Origin of the sequence: Pantoea sp. GL120224-02, from assembly GCF_900215395.1 — a bacterium.
In the GTDB taxonomy this organism is placed as follows: domain Bacteria; phylum Pseudomonadota; class Gammaproteobacteria; order Enterobacterales; family Enterobacteriaceae; genus Pantoea; species Pantoea communis.
In genome coordinates, this window is the sequence record NZ_OBEC01000003.1 from 85620 (window position 1) to 102109 (window position 16490).

Annotated in this window: 18 protein-coding genes; 8 read left to right on the top strand and 10 right to left on the bottom strand. The window is 53.3% G+C overall.

Annotation, left to right across the window (positions count from 1 at the left end):
• Positions 1-114: 114 nt before the first annotated feature.
• The 6 genes from CRO33_RS07435 to CRO33_RS07460 form a co-directional block, all read right to left on the bottom strand.
• Positions 115-1386 carry an alanine racemase gene (locus tag CRO33_RS07435; protein ID WP_097117650.1) on the bottom strand — a complete coding sequence of 424 codons (1272 nt, stop codon included), beginning with the start codon at positions 1384-1386 and terminating at the stop codon, positions 115-117.
• A gap of 11 nt (positions 1387-1397) precedes the next feature.
• Positions 1398-2135, bottom strand: a complete 738-nt coding sequence (locus tag CRO33_RS07440) for an amino acid ABC transporter ATP-binding protein (protein ID WP_034822369.1) — start codon at positions 2133-2135, stop codon at positions 1398-1400.
• A complete protein-coding gene (locus tag CRO33_RS07445) occupies positions 2132-2776 on the bottom strand; it encodes an amino acid ABC transporter permease (RefSeq protein ID WP_045815500.1) in 645 nt (214 codons plus the stop codon). Before CRO33_RS07445 ends, CRO33_RS07440 begins: the two co-directional genes overlap by 4 nt.
• On the bottom strand, positions 2773-3510 hold the full coding sequence (locus CRO33_RS07450) for an amino acid ABC transporter permease (RefSeq protein ID WP_045833600.1): 738 nt from the start codon (positions 3508-3510) through the stop codon (positions 2773-2775). The genes CRO33_RS07445 and CRO33_RS07450 overlap by 4 nt, the downstream gene beginning before the upstream one ends.
• 50 nt (positions 3511-3560) lie before the next feature.
• On the bottom strand, positions 3561-4385 hold the full coding sequence (locus tag CRO33_RS07455; protein WP_034822375.1) for an ABC transporter substrate-binding protein: 825 nt from the start codon (positions 4383-4385) through the stop codon (positions 3561-3563).
• A 139-nt stretch (positions 4386-4524) separates the two neighbouring features.
• Positions 4525-4917: a RidA family protein gene (locus CRO33_RS07460; RefSeq protein WP_058960439.1), complete on the bottom strand. Its 393-nt coding sequence runs from the start codon at positions 4915-4917 to the stop codon at positions 4525-4527.
• A gap of 382 nt (positions 4918-5299) precedes the next feature.
• Between CRO33_RS07460 and CRO33_RS07465 the strand changes: the two genes are divergently transcribed.
• From CRO33_RS07465 to CRO33_RS07485, 4 genes are all read left to right on the top strand, one after another.
• Positions 5300-6055 (top strand): IclR family transcriptional regulator, encoded by a 756-nt coding sequence (locus CRO33_RS07465; protein ID WP_097117651.1) that lies wholly within the window; start codon positions 5300-5302, stop codon positions 6053-6055.
• A 253-nt stretch (positions 6056-6308) separates the two neighbouring features.
• Positions 6309-7415, top strand: a complete 1107-nt coding sequence (locus CRO33_RS07475) for an ABC transporter substrate-binding protein (RefSeq protein WP_097117652.1) — start codon at positions 6309-6311, stop codon at positions 7413-7415.
• Positions 7416-7575: 160 nt separating this feature from the next.
• Positions 7576-8787, top strand: a complete 1212-nt coding sequence (zigA, locus tag CRO33_RS07480) for a zinc metallochaperone GTPase ZigA (RefSeq protein WP_097117653.1) — start codon at positions 7576-7578, stop codon at positions 8785-8787.
• A gap of 185 nt (positions 8788-8972) precedes the next feature.
• A complete protein-coding gene (locus tag CRO33_RS07485) occupies positions 8973-10163 on the top strand; it encodes a CobW family GTP-binding protein (protein WP_097117931.1) in 1191 nt (396 codons plus the stop codon).
• A gap of 1 nt (position 10164) precedes the next feature.
• Here CRO33_RS07485 and CRO33_RS07490 read toward each other — a convergent pair whose 3' ends face one another.
• Positions 10165-10392, bottom strand: a complete 228-nt coding sequence (locus CRO33_RS07490) for a hypothetical protein (RefSeq protein WP_097117654.1) — start codon at positions 10390-10392, stop codon at positions 10165-10167.
• A gap of 72 nt (positions 10393-10464) precedes the next feature.
• On the opposite strand from CRO33_RS07490, the gene dksA reads away from it, so the two are divergent.
• Positions 10465-10884, top strand: a complete 420-nt coding sequence (dksA, locus tag CRO33_RS07495; RefSeq protein WP_097117655.1) for an RNA polymerase-binding protein DksA — start codon at positions 10465-10467, stop codon at positions 10882-10884.
• 32 nt (positions 10885-10916) lie between these two features.
• Here the strand turns inward: dksA and CRO33_RS07500 are convergent, their stop codons facing one another.
• Positions 10917-11588, bottom strand: a complete 672-nt coding sequence (locus CRO33_RS07500) for an O-methyltransferase (protein ID WP_097117656.1) — start codon at positions 11586-11588, stop codon at positions 10917-10919.
• A gap of 81 nt (positions 11589-11669) precedes the next feature.
• Between CRO33_RS07500 and CRO33_RS07505 the strand changes: the two genes are divergently transcribed.
• Together CRO33_RS07505 and CRO33_RS07510 are read left to right on the top strand one after the other, a co-directional pair.
• Positions 11670-12308 carry a TetR family transcriptional regulator gene (locus tag CRO33_RS07505; RefSeq protein ID WP_217992807.1) on the top strand — a complete coding sequence of 213 codons (639 nt, stop codon included), beginning with the start codon at positions 11670-11672 and terminating at the stop codon, positions 12306-12308.
• A gap of 137 nt (positions 12309-12445) precedes the next feature.
• A complete protein-coding gene (locus CRO33_RS07510; RefSeq protein ID WP_097117658.1) occupies positions 12446-13267 on the top strand; it encodes a Cof-type HAD-IIB family hydrolase in 822 nt (273 codons plus the stop codon).
• 76 nt (positions 13268-13343) lie between these two features.
• Here CRO33_RS07510 and CRO33_RS07515 read toward each other — a convergent pair whose 3' ends face one another.
• Positions 13344-14519 carry an MFS transporter gene (locus tag CRO33_RS07515; protein WP_097117659.1) on the bottom strand — a complete coding sequence of 392 codons (1176 nt, stop codon included), beginning with the start codon at positions 14517-14519 and terminating at the stop codon, positions 13344-13346.
• 102 nt (positions 14520-14621) lie between these two features.
• Here CRO33_RS07515 and CRO33_RS07520 point away from each other — a divergent pair, with 102 nt between their 5' ends.
• Positions 14622-15536 (top strand): LysR family transcriptional regulator, encoded by a 915-nt coding sequence (locus CRO33_RS07520; protein WP_097117660.1) that lies wholly within the window; start codon positions 14622-14624, stop codon positions 15534-15536.
• On the opposite strand, the gene CRO33_RS07525 is transcribed toward CRO33_RS07520, so the two are convergent.
• On the bottom strand, positions 15521-16411 hold the full coding sequence (locus CRO33_RS07525) for an SDR family oxidoreductase (protein WP_097117661.1): 891 nt from the start codon (positions 16409-16411) through the stop codon (positions 15521-15523). The genes CRO33_RS07520 and CRO33_RS07525 overlap by 16 nt on opposite strands.
• Positions 16412-16490 lie beyond the last annotated feature (79 nt).

The window sequence follows — 16490 nt, forward strand, 5'->3', positions numbered from 1 at the left end:
CTAATTATTTTGTGTGTTATTATATGCTCATTGAAGGCACAACGTCTGACCCCACATGGTCGTACAGGGATGTGCCAGAACTGGCTGCCAATACGTTGGCAGCCTTTTTTGTGGTCAGAATGCTGTTTCCAGTGAATCTGTGACGCAATAATCGTCGTCCACCAGTGGCAGATAGCGCCATTTATCAAAAGCGGTGCAGGGATGAGAGATACCGCATCCTACCCAATCACCCGGCTGCAACGTTTCATCATCGGGCAGCAGCAGATACGCATGTTGATCGTTGACGTCACTGATACGCAGATGGGTTGCCGCGCGCGGTTCACTGCCATCTGCGTTGCGGATCCACAATGGATTGGGCAGATCCTGGTCGAACGGCACATCACGCCGACCAAAATCGACAAAGGCCAATCCCGGTTCAGGGCGAGACAATACCCGCCCCCAAATCTCCAGCGCTGCATCGAAGTGATGGCTCGAACCCGGTTGCGCGAAGGGTGCAATGCGCGCATACAAGCCGCTGTCATGCGCCATATAGGCACCGGACCGAATCAAGGGTGTCATCGGCAGCGGTAACGTCGCGGCAGTAAAGCATTCGGTCACCACGTCAAACCAGGCGCCACCGCCAGCGCTGAGGATGATGTGATCGCTGCTGAAGAGTTGATGATCTGCCAGCAGTGCAGTGGTGCTGATCATCATCTGACAATACGCTTTCACGCGCTGAATACCGGCTTCATCGCGACCCGCCCCCAGCGCACCTTCATAACCGGCCACGCCCACCAGCTGCAGTGAAGGGCTGTCTTTAATCGCTTCGGCAATCTTTAGCGCTTCCTGTTGTGAACGGCAGCCGGTACGACCGCCACTCACCGACATCTCCAGCAGTACAGAAATCTGTGCATCGCCGAGATGCTGTTCCAGCAATTTTACGCCCTGCAGTGAATCCACATAGCAGAGGAAACCGTGGTCGGGATGCTGCTGCTGCCATTGGCCAATCCAGCGAATGCCCGCCGGATCGACTAGCTGATTGGCGAGAAACACATTGCGGATGCCAAACTGACGCAGCGCACGCACCTGTGCTGGCGTGGCAGCACCCAATCCCCACGCGCCACCTTCGCTAATGGCGCGGCGCAAGATCGCGGGCGACATTGAGGTTTTCCCGTGTGCTGCCAGCATGATGCCGTTCTCCTGGCAAAACGTGGCAAGCTGGTGGAGGTTGTTCTGCAGCGCTGATTGCTTCATCACCATCAACGGCGAGAACACTTCATCACTGGTAAAAACGTTACTGCCCGGCGTTAACGGTTGATCGCCAGATCCCGCTACCGATTTAAACCGTGGCGCAGGTTGTTGGGCATCCAGCAAACCGTCTGCCTGCAGTGGAAAACGAATCGACATAGTGGCTCCTGTTAGTGCTCAAGCACGCGCGATAAGAATTGTTGAGTGCGCGGGTTCTGCGGATTAACAAAGATTTGCTCCGGCGAACCCTGCTCAGCGATAACGCCCTGATCCATAAACACCACGCGATCGGCCGTTTTACGGGCAAAGCCCATTTCGTGCGTCACCACCACCATGGTCATCCCTTCACGTGCCAGGCTGCGCATCACTTCCATCACTTCGCCAACCAGCTCTGGGTCAAGTGCGGAGGTGGCTTCATCAAAGAACATAATTTTCGGTTCCACCGCCAGCGCGCGCGCAATGGCGACACGCTGCTGCTGACCACCGGAAAGCTGTGCCGGATAGTGATGCGCGCGCTCCGCCAGCCCAACACGGGTCAGTGCCGCCATGCCGCGTTTGTTGGCTTCCGCTTCCGACAGTTTTTGCGCTTTAATCAGCGCCAGGGTGACGTTACCCAGCGCGGTTTTGTGCGGGAACAGGTTGAACTGCTGGAACACCATGCCGACATGGCCGCAAATTTCGCTGCTGCGCTTACGGTCGTGCAATGGCACTTTGTTAACCCATATTTCGCCGCCATCAGCGGTTTCCAGGCCGCTCATGATGCGCAGCACAGTGCTTTTTCCTGAGCCGGATGCACCAATTAACACCAGCACTTCGCCGGGTGAAACATCCAGACTGATCTCTTTCAGCACCTGAGTGGAGCCAAAGGATTTAGTAATGCGGCTCAGCGTAATCGCAGATTGGCTCATGATATCTGGCTCCTGGTTTGATGATGTTGAACCCAACGTGAAAGTGGGAAGCAGATGGCGAAGTAGAGCAGGGCAACCAGGCCGTAAATCACCACCGGTTGGCCGATGCGATCGACAATCGCCTGGCCCTGATGCATCAGTTCGGACATGCCGATCATGCTGACGATCGAGGTGTCTTTAATCAGCGAAAGATACTGACCGGCCAGCGGCGGCAACACGATGCCACGGGTTTGGGGCAATACCACGCTCATGAAGGTTTGACGTTTGGAAAGGCCGAGAATCCAGGACACTTCCCACTGTCCTTTCGGTACCGCTTCAATCCCGGCGCGGAACACTTCGGCGATATAGGCACCTTGATAGATGCTCAAACCGAGGATCCCGGCGGCAAACAGGTTGATCTCATAACCGAAGTAGGCCACGCCGAAGTAGATGAACATCAGCGTGATCAGCACCGGCGTACCGCGAAACAGCTCGGTATAGAGTACGGCGATCTGTTTGGCGACCGGCAATCGGCTGGTGCGCAACACGGCCGCCAGTAAGCCCAGTAACGTGCTGCCGATAATGGCGGCGATGGACAGCAACAGCGTGATACCCAGTCCTTTCAGCAGGATGGGGAAAGAGCTAATGATAAGCTCGCTCATAGCGCATTCTCCTGTTTCACTGGATTAGTCAGCCATTTTTTTGCCCACCACCAGGCGGACTTTTTTACCGGGGTCACCAGCGGCGGGTGGAACATGCGCCGTCCTGCCACCGTGCCCAGCCAGGAGAACAGATTGCTCAACACCAGATAGACCAGCGCGACCACGCTAAAGGTCTGGATATACAGCAGAGTGCGGGCGTTAATCACCGTGGCGGTACCGGTCAGTTCTGGCAGGGCAATCGCAGAAAGCAGCGAAGTACCGAGCAGCAGCTGAATCAGGTTGTTGATGATCGCCGGCCATACGGCGCGTGCCGCCTGCGGCAGCACCACGCTGAGAAAGATTTGCCGACGCGGGATGCCGAGAATATAAGCGGCTTCGAGCTGACCTTTTGGCACCGATTGAATCCCGGCACGAAAGGTTTCAGACAAGTAAGCGCCAACGTTGATGCCCAGCGCCAGCACACCGGCGGTAAAGGCACTCATGGTGATGCCCAGCGAGGGCAGGCCAAAGAAGATGATGAAAATTTGCAGCAGCACCGGCGTGTTGCGAATAAACTCGACGTAGCAGTGACTGATCCAGCGCAGGGGAGCAACAGGCGATGATTTCGCTAATGCCGACAATAAACCCAATGCTACCGCCAGCACGAAGGCCAGCAATGTCACCTGCAGTGTCAGCCATGCGGCCTCAAGAAAGGTGTCGGCATAGCGCCAGAGGGTTAGCCATTGATAACTCATGGTTTGACTCCTTCGAACGGCGCGGCATCAACTGCCGCGCCGCACATCAATCAATATTGCGGATTCAGCGGGTAACGTGGCTTGCTACCGAACCATTTCTGATACAGCTGGGCGTTTTCACCCGATGCATTAATCTCAAACAGGAATTCATTCAGATAGTTGGTCCACACCTGATCCCCCTGTTTCACACCGAAGGCGTTATATTCCAGTGGTACAAGCGCTTCGTTGGTCACGGTCAACGTCGGATCGAGCTTGGCCTGATAGGCGAGGAAGTTGTTGTCTTCGATCATCGCATCGGCCTGACCTTGCTTCACGGCGAGGATCGCGGCTTGCGATGAGTCGTATTCCTGAATTTTCACATCAATACCGAGGTTACGGACTTCATCCCCATTGGTTGAACCCTTCACTGTGGCGATGGTTTTGCCTGCCATATCATGCGCAGATTGGATACCGCTGTTCTTGCGCACCAGCATCGCTTCACTGGCCACCACATACGGGTTGGTGAAGCCAATCTCTTTGGCACGTTCCAGATTGCGAGTAAAGTTACAGAACACCACATCCACTTTATTGGTTTGCAGGTTAGGAATACGGTTGGCGCTGGTGGTATTCACCATCTCCAGTTTCACGCCCATCTCCTTGGCCAGTGCTTTAGCCAAATCAACGTCATAACCATCCGGGTTGCCGTCTTTGTCATAAAAACCAAAGGGGGCAAAGCTCAGGCAGTCACCGACACGCAGCGTGCCGCGTTGCAGTACGTTCTGCAGGGCCGATTGCGGTGCGGCGCCAGCCTCTTTTTTTTCTTCGGTGGGTGTGCAGCCAGCTAAAACCAGTAACGCCAGCGCAGCGGCGCCGAACTTAAGCGATGTTGTGTTCATTTTATGCTCTCTATAAAATGGTTATGAGTCGGCGTAACACCGATATTTCACAGCAAAATGAAAAGCATCAATTAATAACAGGCTGTCCTGGTGTTGGCGAAGAAAATAATAAATCGTCAGCCTGTTTTAACCGTAATAATTATTTACGATCGGCGCGGAAGCATTTCATATCCACTTCCACTTTGCAGTCGACCACTAAATCCTGCACGCTGCAAATGCGTGCCGGTGGATTTCCACTGAATATCTCACTGAATACTTTATTAAAGGAACTGAAGTAGCGTGCGTCGGTCAGCACGGCTGTGACGTGTACCACATCTTCCACGCGATAACCTGCCTCGCGCATGATGGTCAGGCAGTTATCAAATGCTAACTGGGTCTGTTCAATGATACCGCCTTCCACCACTTCACCGTCGCGCATCGGCGTCTGGCCTGAGATATACAGCCAGCCATCGGCCTCTACCGCACGGGCGAAGGGCAACATTTGCCCGCCAGTGCCGGTCCCGCCTTCAATGCCATAACGTTTTATCGTCATGCAAATTGCCTCATTTCTGGAGTTGTTAGCATGTCCGGTATATCAGACTCAAATCTGCAATACCGGATAGGGCAAGATTTGCACAGTGGATTTGCTTTTGCAATATGTGAGCGGCTATTTAATTTTTTGTGATGTAGTCGGGATCGCAAAATAAATTTACTGCGGAGTTGTTCGTTTAATAAGAATGTGACCTTCGTCGAACATTTTTAATGTCAGCAAAAAATCGTTGCGCCAAAATGAGGCCCCAAAATAGATCGCCATAATATAACGTCAGTGACTAATTTTTATTTTTACGGGGATGGGTAATTGTTGCGTTGGGGTGTATGATGCTTTTCTTTTTTCATGTATTCCAATCGCACCAATGCAACAGGGGAGTAAGCGTATGCCGGATGAAAAACCGTCACGGGCGCGCGGTGTTGACCGGGTTATTGATATTTTCCGTCAGTTGCATATTGCCCGTCAGCCGATGGCGATGCGCGATTTGATCGATGCCACTGGCGCACCCCGATCCAGCGTTTATGAGTTGGTCAGTTTGCTCAGTGAAGCCGGGCTGGTGGAATTAGATGCAGATGGTGCGGTGTTTTTCGGTCGCGAGATGCACTATTACGGTGCGGATTACATGGCGCACAACGATCTGATCCGGCGCGCGCATCAGTTGATGGTCGAGATTGTGGCGCGCCATGGCGAAACAGTGCAGCTTTGTATGCTGGAGGGCAACAAGTACACGGTGGTGCTGTCCGAGAGCAGCAACGCGCACCCCTTCAAGATCACCTCAGATATCGGCGTACGCGTGCCCATCACCTGGACCGCTACCGGGCGTTTACTGCTGAGTAACTGGTCTGATAGCGCGATCCTCGATTTGATTCCAGAAGAAGATTACCGTCTGGCCAGCGGGCAGATTCTCGATAAGCAGGCGTTTCTCGATGAAATCCATCATGCCGGTAGGCTGGGCTATTGCATGACGGAAGGGCTCTCCGAAAGCTTTACCTGCTGTATGGCCGCGCCGATTCGCTCACGCAGCGGCCAGGCGGTGGCGGCGATCTGCTTTATGGTCAGCCGTGATACGTCGCAAGAGCGTCGGCAGATGCTGTTGCAGGAGTTGATTACCTCCGGGCAGAAGCTGTCCGATTTCACCTGACGCGCATTTCCCTGCTGCGGCGGCTTGCGGGCTGCCTGCAGGGAACGGATAATCCATCTGCCATCTGCCATCTGCCATCTGCCATCTGCCATCTGCCATCTGCCATCTGCCATCTGCCATCTGCCATCCAACCTTCATCATTCAACATTAACACTCGGTTACAACCCATTGTCCTGGCGTTTATTTTCGGCCCTTAAGGTTGTGTTAAGGTAATTGATAATAATAACTATTCTTTTTACCACGGAGTTTTAGGATGAAAACGCGCCTGCTACTGGCAATGGGATTACTGGCTTCCACGGCGGCTTCGGCTACCACTTACCCGTTAACCGTCACCGATATGGACGGCAACACGCAAACCATCACTAAAGAACCACAACACATCATCCTGCAGGATGGCCGCGATATTTTGACGCTGGCGCTGCTGGATCGTGATGACCCGTTCAAGCGTGTGGTGGCGTGGAATAACCTGCCGAAGAAACAAGACACCCAAACCTGGGATCTGCTGAAAGGCAAATGGCCTGAAGCGACCAAAATTGTCGATATGGGCTTCAGCGACCAGGGCCAGGTCAATCTGGAAAGCGTGCTGGCGCAAAAGCCCGACATGATGATTGCCCAACTGCGCGCGAAACCGGCGCTGCAACAGTCAGGTGTATTGAGTACGCTGAATAATCTGCATATTCCCGTGGTGTTTGTAGATTATGAACTGCACCCCGCGCAAAACACGGCACCCAGCGTCACGCTGTTGGGCAAAGTGTTGAACCGTGAGAGCCAGGCTAAGGCCTATACCGACTTCTATCAGCAGAGGTTTGATCGCATCACCAAAGGCGTGGCTGAGGTGAAGAACAAACCGACTGTGTTTATTGAGCCGATTGCCGGTAACAGCGATAACTGCTGCTTCACTCACAGTCACAATGGCTGGGGCGGACTAGTCGAAGCCGTAGGGGGTAAGAATATTGGTTCCGAGCTGTTGCCGGGCAACGTGGGCTTTATCGCGCTGGAAAAAATTATTGCGATGAAACCGGACGTTTACATCATGACCGGTTCAAAGCGGCCTAACACCAACGTGCTGCCATTCGGCTACGGCGTGCAGCCGAAAGAGGTGAATGCCACTTTCCAGACACTGTTGAAACGTACCGGTCTGGCACAGATCGAGCCGGTGAAAAATGGCCGTGTTTATGGCGTTTACCATCATTTCTATAACCACCCTTACAACATCGTGGGGATGGAAATTTTGGCAAAAGACCTTTATCCGCAACAGTTTGCCGATTTGACGCCTAACGCCGACTTCCGCACCATCGTGCAAAAATTCACTAAGTTACCGGATGAAGCGATCAATCTAAGCTATCCCGATAACAAGTAATGCTTTGTAGCGGGCCGAAACGGCCCGCTTTTTATTTGCCTTAAACAACAATCTTTCTTCGACGCAATGACAACCGTAATTGTTATGTTATAACATATCAATTATAACGTTTGGTGTGGCATGTCACCGCACCTGCACTTGTCATGTTGAAGGAGTTGCAATGTCATCATTATCCCCGAATTTTAAAAAGTTGCCGGTTACTGTCCTCTCCGGCTTTCTCGGCGCGGGCAAAACCACGCTGCTTAACCATATTCTCAACAATCGTGAAGGTCGCCGCGTGGCAGTGATCGTCAACGATATGTCGGAAGTGAATATCGATGCCGCTCTGGTGCGTGAGGGCGGGGCGGAGTTGTCGCGCACCGATGAGAAGTTAGTCGAGATGAGTAACGGCTGCATCTGCTGCACGCTGCGTGAAGATCTGCTGCTGGAGGTTGATCGCCTCGCAAAAGATGGCCGTTTCGATAACCTGGTGATCGAGTCTACCGGTATTTCCGAACCGCTGCCGGTGGCGGAAACCTTTACCTTTGCCGATGAAGATGGTCAGAGCCTGTCAGAAGTCGCTGCGCTGGACACCATGGTGACCGTCGTGGACGGCTTCAATTTCCTGCGCGATTACGAATCCAACGAGAGCATCAAATCCCGCGGTGAATCGCTGGGTGAAGAAGATGAACGCACGGTAGTGGATCTGCTGGTGGATCAGATTGAGTTCTGCGACGTGCTGATTCTGAACAAAACCGATTTGATTGATGAAGCGGAAAAAGCCCGCTTGCTGGCGATATTGCATTCTCTCAACCCGCGCGCACGCGTGGTGACCTCTGAGTTTGGCAAGGTTGCACTGAAGGAAGTGCTGAATACCGGTTTATTTGATTTTGATGCGGCCTCACAAGCCCCCGGCTGGTTGCAAGAACTGCGCGGCTCACATACGCCAGAAACCGAAGAGTATGGCATCCGCAACTTTGTGTTCCGCGCGCGCCGTCCTTTCCATCCCACCCGCTTCGCCAGCGTCATTGAAGGCGATCTTAAAGGCGTGGTGCGGTCTAAGGGCTTCTTCTGGCTCGCCAGCCGCCCACGCTATGCCGGTTCCTGGTCACAGGCCGGTGGCGTGACGCGTCAGGGCTTAGCAGGCATGTGGTGGGCAAGCGCGCCAAAAGAGCGCTGGCCGGAAGATCCCGAGACGCTGGAATACATCATGCAGAACTGGGTCGAGGGCACTGGCGATGCGCGTCAGGAAATCGTGTTTATTGGTATTGAGATGGATGAAGCCCGTCTGCGCAGCCAGCTGGAAAATGCGCTGCTGACTGACGAAGAGATGGCGCAGGGCCCGGAAAACTGGGCCGAATATCCGGACCCGTTTGAACCCTGGTTTCACTGAGGAAGATAAACGCGAGGAACCAGGCAGATCGTTGACGGTGCAATGAACTGAGCGCCCGGCCACATATTTCTGCCTGAGCGAAGCGCAGTTCCCCAGCGGGTACTTAGGCAGAACCTGGTTTAACGGAACGGCATGACGCCATGGATGGCAAACCCAGCCGCAACGTGCGGCAGCAAGAGGTCACGATGCAAAAAATCCCCCTCACCATTCTCAACGGTTTTCTTGGTGCAGGCAAAACAACGCTATTAAAAAGTCTGTTGGTTCAGGCGCATAAACAGCAACTTGCAGTCTGCGTCATCGTCAATGATATGAGCGAACTGGACGTCGATGGCGTGCTGATTGCCAACACTGAAATCGTCAACGCCAGTAAACACAATTTCATTACGCTCTCGGCCGACAGTATTAGCAGCCGAACGGGTATCGAAAAACTCGATGCCGCACTTGAGTCGATGCTCAACGCACATCGTCCGGATCTGATCCTGCTGGAAACCTCGGGCAGCAGCCATCCGTTGCCGCTGGTGCGTTATTTCCGCGACCATGCTGAAGTGCAACTCAATGGATTCTTATCGCTGGTCGACAGCGTGATGCTGAATGATGATTACCAGCAGGGCGAAGCGCTGATTCCTCGTTTGCAGGCCAATCTGACTCGTCACGAGCGGCGCATCGAGAATCTGCTGGCAGAACAAATCATGTTTTGCAGCCATCTGCTGCTCACTAAAAATGATCGGCTGCCGTCTTCCAGCATTACCCGCATTGCCCAGGCCATTCATCCACTCAATCCCTATGTGGCAGTGATGGCGGTATCGCGGGGAAATCTCTCTCTGAGTGAACTCATGGCGATGCCGTCCTACGATTTCGGGCGGGTCGCGCAGTTAATTGAAGAATTAGCGGATGAGGTGGATGCCATTGATCCCGGTGCGTGGCAAATGACTTCCGAAGTGATTCACGACGATCGTCCATTCCATCCGCAGCGATTGTGGGATACCTGCCACCACTTTATGGGCGCGGGCATCTATCGCAGTAAAGGCTTTTTCTGGTTGCCGACGCGCGATGATCTAGCGCTGTTGTGGAATCAGGCCACGGGCAGCATCAGTCTGGAATTTATCAGTTACTGGAAAGCGGGAATTCTGAATCATCGTGATAGTCCGCTCACTGCAGAGGAGCGCGCGGCGGTCGAACAGGCAGTGGCAAAAATGCCGGGGCGATTTGGCGATCGGCGCTGCAGTTTAACGGTAATTGGTGAACCGGATGAAGTGAAAGCCTTTACCGTCGCCCTGAAACGCTGCTTTCTTAATGAAGAGGAGCTTGCATGGTGGCAAAGTGGCGGCGAATTTGCCGATCCCTGGCCGCAGCGCGTGGCGCGCGTATCCGCCTGAGTTAGCCCGCCAGCGCACGCATTTGCGTACAGAACGGACACTGGCAGCCGAATACGGGCTTTAACAGCGCCGCATGCACTTCCGCCGTCGCCAGAGGCTGCGTCAAATCGACGTTGGCCACTGCGGTATCCGGCTTTTGCGCCAGTTTTAACGTATCAATCTTTGCCTGAAAGGCACCTGCTTTTGCCGATGCTATGGCGATAAGCAACAGAGGAACAGTAGTCTTCATCGCAGCAACCTCAATGAATGATTTGAAATGTGACGATATAACATTAACACGAAGCTGTTAAGGAATTTCAACATGACCAAACCCACAGCAGCCGAGCAGCAAAACCTTCTCAGTATGCCGCCAGAAGAGTATATGAATCCTCACCAGAGTGAGTATTTTTTGCGCTTATTGCGTTTTGAGCGGCAGGAACTGCTCGAACATATCGACTACCTGAAAACGCAGCTGCAACGCAGTGAACAGCAAGGGGATGAAGCGGACAAAGCGATACGCGAAGAAGAACTGCGCTTGTTGTTTCGCCAGATCGATCGTGAAAGTCGGCTGCTACCAAAAATTGATGCGGCAGTGCAGCGCATCCATCAAGGCGAATATGGCTACTGTCGTGATACGGGCGATCCCATTGGCCTGGCTCGTCTGTTGCTCCGCCCCACCGCAGAACTCTCCATTGATGCCAAGATCAAGCAGGAACGGGTCGAAGCGCAGTATCGGAAATAAAAATCACCCAGAGCACAGGCTCTGGGTGCTGATTACTGTGAACGTCCGAGCCACATTGACACTTCAACGCCGTCGTTAAAAGGCAGCGACAGATAGCCACGCCCGCTGTGCACATGTTCGAGATATTCGGGGCTGAAATCCGCATCATCGGCGACGATCAGCGCACCAGGGCGCAAATGTGGTTCAACCAGCGCCAGTATCTCAGGGTAAATTGCCTTGGCGCCATCGAGCACCAGCATATCGATGGCAGCAGGCAGGTCGCGGCTCAACGTATGCAGCGCGTCACCCACGCGCACTTCAATCAAATCACTTACGCCCGCATCGGCAAAATGATTGCGCGCCAGCGCCACCTTTCCCGGCTCAAATTCACTGGTGATGATCTTTCCGCCGCCGTTATCGCGTAACGCTGCCGCGAGATGCAGCGTTGAAATCCCAAAGGAGGTGCCAAACTCCACTATCGACTGCGCCTTGCTGCTGCGTGCCAGCATGTACAGCAACTTGCCGGTTTCACGCGACACCGCTAGTGGCACATTTTTCAGATGACCATAGAGTTCGAGATAATCTGTTTTGCTCTGCAACAGGCGATTTTGCTCTTCATCGGACATCACGCGGAAGGCTTCATTGGTCGGATGCGCCATATTGTCGGCCAGTTCGAACAGGTAGTTAAGCAGCGGCGCCAATGGCGCGGAAGTTAAGGTCGTCATGATGATTCTCCGTGGATTAATCTGTGCGAACAGAATACGATGAATCATTCGCATTTCACTATTCGTGTTCAGGAGCATCAGGTGGCTGAACCCCGTAACGCTAAGATTTCAGAGAGAAAAAGGCCGAAGCAAGCCCGCTCCAGCGAGCTGGTTTCCGCGATATTGCAAGCGGCTACTCAGGTTTTGGAACAGGAAGGCGCCACGCGGTTTACCACCGCACGTGTGGCGGAACGGGCGGGTGTCAGTATTGGATCGCTGTATCAATACTTTCCCAATAAAGCGGCTATCCTTTTCCGCTTACAAAGTGAGGAATGGCAACGTACCGGCGATCTTTTAGGATCGATCCTGCGCAATCAGGATGTGCCTGCGGGTGAACGTCTGCACCAACTCACGCTGGCTTTCTTGCACTCAGAGTGTGAAGAAGCGGCAATGCGGACCGCACTTAACGATGCAGCGCCGTTATACCGTGATGCACCGGAAGTGGCAGCCGCGCGCGCGGCGGGTGAAAACGTGATGAGTGACTTCCTGTATGAGTTATTGCCCCAGTTGGAAGAGAATCAACGTCTGCGCGCTGCGGACCTGATCAACAGCACACTGGGTAACGTGGGCAAACATTTTTCCGAAACGCCGCGCACTGAGGCGGAGATTCTCGACTACGCAAAGGACATGGCAGAGATGTTCTGTGTCTGGATCAGGGAAAAAGGGGCGGATTTGCAGTAAAAGATGGCACTGGAAATCTCTGAAAGCGGTTAACAATCTCATTATTACCATTCTCATTAATCCACACCGCGAGTAAGCTCTATGAAAACCTTTTCACAGCTGGATGGAATGCTGGTGAAACGATACGGGAGAGTAAGATGGCAGTAAAAATGATTGCGGTGGATATGGATGGGACTTTTCTCGATGACAACAAACAGTACAACGCTCAACGATTCGCGCGCCAGTACGCCTTGTTGAAAGAGAAAGGCGTTCGTTTTGTGGTCGCCAGTGGCAATCAGTATTACCAGTTACAACGCTACTTCCCGGATATCAAAGATGAAATCGCCTTTGTCGCCGAGAACGGTGCCTGGGTGTCAGACAGCAATGAAGAGATCTTCTGCGGCGAACTGGCACCAGAACGCGTCCATCAAATTTTGGATATTCTGGCTAAAGAGCCGGATATCAGCACCGTGGTGTGCGGTCGCAATGGCGCTTATGTGCACACCTCAATGCCGGAGGAAGTGATTGCGATGCTGGCGAATCACTATCATCGGCTGGAAAAGCGCGACAATCTGTACGATATCGATGACACCATCTTTAAGTTTTCGCTGAATCTGGCCCACGAAGGGGTGGATGCCCTGATGGATCGTCTGCACAAAGAACTGGGCGCGATTGAAAACATTATGCATCCGGTCTCCAGCGGCTTTGGTTTTGTCGATCTGATCATTCCTGGCTGCCACAAAGCGCACGGCATCGCGCTGCTGCAGGAAAAATGGGGCATCGACGATTGCGAAGTGCTGGCCATTGGCGACAGCGCTAACGACCTCGAAATGCTGCGTCAGGCCTGCTACAGCTTTGCGATGGCCAATGCCGCCGCGCCCGTGGCCGCTGTTGCGCGTTATAAAACCGACAGCAATAACGACGAAGGTGCGCTTAACGTGATAGCACGCTTGCTGGCACGCGAAGAGCCGTTTGGCTAATCCCTCGCGGCAGAGTTTATCGAGCCAGAGCTAAACTTTTAGCTGGGCGATCGATTCTGCCGCTACCTTTATCACCTCAGGCCTCACGTCTCGCTAACCTTTTTTCCATCCTCTTAATCAGCGGTGGCAAGAGTAATGCGCTGCCGGCAACCAGCACCCAGAATATGATGGGTAGTGGGGCTGCTATCTCAAAAGTCATGGCCGAAACAAAAAAGGCGAGGGTGGTACTCAATGACATCAGCGCCGTTTGCAGGGACAGGAAACCAGCCCGACTGGCCTCATTTGGAAATCTCGTCGTCACACACGACACCACCACCAATCGTCCGTAAGCCCCGCTCAGAAACAGCCCCATGAATAATGCGCTGGCATGCAAACCTGTCATGGGAAGCAGCATGCTGACCAGTAATATCAGCGTTGAGACAACGGCTAAGGTGTAGCTGGACCAGTGAGCCAATAGTTTTCCGGTAAGCTTTGTCGCCATCAACCCAGCGATGCCACCGATGAAGAACAGCATGGGCAGCGAGGCGCTCACAGCCTGCATGTGTTGGGTCAATAAAGGCACTAAAGCAGGAATGATGAGCATAGGAGTGAATTGCGCGATGGCGTTCCCGCTGGCGAAAAACAACCATTCTGGCGTCATTGTTATCGATGATTTAGGGGCGATTTTGCGCGGGGCATCAGGAATAAACCCGGCAATAAGAAGCAAAGCTATCAGGCACAGCAAACCAATGAGTCTCGTTGCGCTATACCAGCCGAAATGTGTGCTCAAAAACAGCATGGTCGGCATCCCTGCAATGCTGACCACAGAGAAAGCGGCAATGACGGTGGCAATCATCCGTGCTCGTAATGCCGCTGGCGCGAGGCTGATTAATAAACTCATCCCCACACCCATGGTTGTTCCTCCCACTAAGCCCGCCATAAATCGTAGAACCAGCAGCAGGGTATAATCGCTCGTGAAGGTGATCAGCACCGTCAGAGCGCCTAAAAGCGCCATATTCCACAGTAAAAACCGTTTGGCGTTAACGCGGTCAATCCATTTCCAAATACATAACCCGGATAGCACTGAACCCAGGGTGTAAGTCCCCGTGACATAACCTGCATAAGTGACAGGCACTGAAAATTGAGACGCCATGTAGGCAAACAGCGGATTAAACATCATGTATTCGAGGGCATTCGTGAATTGAACAAAAGCGATAATCACAGCGATGCGGATCACAGCGAATGAACCTGATTGCGGAGTGAGGACAGGCATAGTTTGCTCCATTAAGTTACAGGAGGCCTAGTCTATTGCCCGTGCATCATTATGATTAGAGCGATAAAGTGAGAGGATTAATTATCAAAAATGGGATAATCGATGCGCAGTAGAATCGATTTAAATGTTTTGCGGGTATTCGTCACCGTTGCAGAGAAGGGCAGTTTTATCGGCGGCGCGCGTGCCTTGAAAATGCCTGCATCGAATGTGAGTCGCCAGATTTCGCAGCTGGAAGAACGATTAGGGATGCGACTCATACAGCGAAGTACGCGTCAAATGAAGCTTACTGAAGCAGGGCAGATGTTTTTTGACAGCATGCGACCACTGCTGGACTCGGTGAATGAGACGGAAGCCAGATTAAGCCACGCACAAACTGAGCCGGAAGGGCTGCTACGCGTATGTTTACCAAATGGAGTCGGGCCGGTGATTTTCGGCAATCTTTTGGCTGACTTTGCACTGCGATATCCCAGAATTGAACTCCATTGTACTACCAGCCTGCAGGGAGCAGAGGCACTGTGGGATGACTGCGATGTTGTCATTGATATCAGTCGCGGCACGCGCGCCAGCAGTGATGTCATAGCCCGGCCGCTGGCTTCATTGCCCTGCCAGATTGTTGCGGCGCCGACTTTACTGCAAAAATACACCAGACCAACGCATACAGAACAATTGCTGGCTCTGCCCTGCATCACCACCGTAAGTGCACTTCAGGGGCAAGCGTGGCAATTTATAACCACTGGCAAAGGATTTCGACACATCAATGTGCTGAGTCCTTTCCGTGTCGACAGTGGTGAGATGGCGATGCAAGCTGCACTGAAAGGCATCGGGTTTGCCATCCTTTCAGCGCAGGCTTGTGAGCCTTATATTCGAAGTGGGCAGTTAGAAGTGATTGAGCTTGAACTCGCTCCCGCACCCCTTGAGATTGCGCTGCTCTACCAGGAACGGAGTTTTCTTCCCGCAAGAAGCCGCGCGTTTATTGATTTCCTGCAAGAGGCGGTGCGGAATCAACGCGAAAAATAGCCCGCCTCACGCATATCCTGCAGCAGTCCCGGTCCGGTGAGCTGCCAGTTAAATGTTTGACGTGTCCATTCACTGGAAGCCGGATTATCAATGGAAGCAAAGAACGCCATCCAGCCCAGCCACTCTTTCGCTTCTTCCATGCTCAGGCTTTTTACCGGCAGAGACAAACCTGCACCAATGGTTTCGGCGATCTGACGAAATGGGATGCCTCCTTCCTGAATCGCATGCAAAATCGTGCCGGCTTCGGCGTGCTCTGCGGCGAGGCAGAATAACTCCGCCGCATCATCACGATGCACCGCAGGCCAGCGATTCGCACCATCCCCGATATACACCGCCGCACCCTTCTCTTTCGCCATATTAATGATCATCGGCACAAAGCCGTGGTCGCCTGCGCCGTGTACCGTGGGCGGAAGACGCACTAGCGAGACGCGCACCCCTTTATCCGCCAGCGCGAGTGCGGCGATGTTGGAGTCGGAACGAGGATGGCCGCCGGAAACCGGTTGAGTCTGCTCAACCGCGAGACGTCCTGGCGAGACCAATGCAGTACCGGTGGTCACCACTAGCGGACGGTTTGACCCGGCAAGTACTTCACCCATCGCCAGAATTGCCTGCTGATCGATAGTCGTTGCGTGATCCATGCGGCTGAAATCATGGATATAGCCGGCATGGATCACACCGTCACTCTGTTCAACGGCGCTACGCAGGCTGGCAATATCTTCTAAATCGCCGCGCATCACCTGGACTCCCTGCTGGTGCAGTTTCTCTGCTGACGCGTCACTGCGTGCCAGTCCAAGCACGTCCACGCCGCGTGCCTGCAGTTTTTTCACAATGGCCGAACCGATAAAGCCGCTTGCGCCGGTCACAAAAAGTCGCATATTCGTACTCCTATTTCTGGCTGTTGAAGCACTATGATAAAAGTCTGCGGCGCGGCGAAAAGTCGTGAGCTTATACAGG

Coding starts and splice junctions, on each gene's coding strand:
- CRO33_RS07435 (WP_097117650.1), bottom strand. CDS start 1,386: ATGTCGATTCGTTTTCCACTGCAGGCAGACGGTTTGCTGGATGCCCAA.
- CRO33_RS07440 (WP_034822369.1), bottom strand. CDS start 2,135: ATGAGCCAATCTGCGATTACGCTGAGCCGCATTACTAAATCCTTTGGC.
- CRO33_RS07445 (WP_045815500.1), bottom strand. CDS start 2,776: ATGAGCGAGCTTATCATTAGCTCTTTCCCCATCCTGCTGAAAGGACTG.
- CRO33_RS07450 (WP_045833600.1), bottom strand. CDS start 3,510: ATGAGTTATCAATGGCTAACCCTCTGGCGCTATGCCGACACCTTTCTT.
- CRO33_RS07455 (WP_034822375.1), bottom strand. CDS start 4,385: ATGAACACAACATCGCTTAAGTTCGGCGCCGCTGCGCTGGCGTTACTG.
- CRO33_RS07460 (WP_058960439.1), bottom strand. CDS start 4,917: ATGACGATAAAACGTTATGGCATTGAAGGCGGGACCGGCACTGGCGGG.
- CRO33_RS07465 (WP_097117651.1), top strand. CDS start 5,300: ATGCCGGATGAAAAACCGTCACGGGCGCGCGGTGTTGACCGGGTTATT.
- CRO33_RS07475 (WP_097117652.1), top strand. CDS start 6,309: ATGAAAACGCGCCTGCTACTGGCAATGGGATTACTGGCTTCCACGGCG.
- zigA (WP_097117653.1), top strand. CDS start 7,576: ATGTCATCATTATCCCCGAATTTTAAAAAGTTGCCGGTTACTGTCCTC.
- CRO33_RS07485 (WP_097117931.1), top strand. CDS start 8,973: ATGCAAAAAATCCCCCTCACCATTCTCAACGGTTTTCTTGGTGCAGGC.
- CRO33_RS07490 (WP_097117654.1), bottom strand. CDS start 10,392: ATGAAGACTACTGTTCCTCTGTTGCTTATCGCCATAGCATCGGCAAAA.
- dksA (WP_097117655.1), top strand. CDS start 10,465: ATGACCAAACCCACAGCAGCCGAGCAGCAAAACCTTCTCAGTATGCCG.
- CRO33_RS07500 (WP_097117656.1), bottom strand. CDS start 11,588: ATGACGACCTTAACTTCCGCGCCATTGGCGCCGCTGCTTAACTACCTG.
- CRO33_RS07510 (WP_097117658.1), top strand. CDS start 12,446: ATGGCAGTAAAAATGATTGCGGTGGATATGGATGGGACTTTTCTCGAT.
- CRO33_RS07515 (WP_097117659.1), bottom strand. CDS start 14,519: ATGCCTGTCCTCACTCCGCAATCAGGTTCATTCGCTGTGATCCGCATC.
- CRO33_RS07520 (WP_097117660.1), top strand. CDS start 14,622: ATGCGCAGTAGAATCGATTTAAATGTTTTGCGGGTATTCGTCACCGTT.
- CRO33_RS07525 (WP_097117661.1), bottom strand. CDS start 16,411: ATGCGACTTTTTGTGACCGGCGCAAGCGGCTTTATCGGTTCGGCCATT.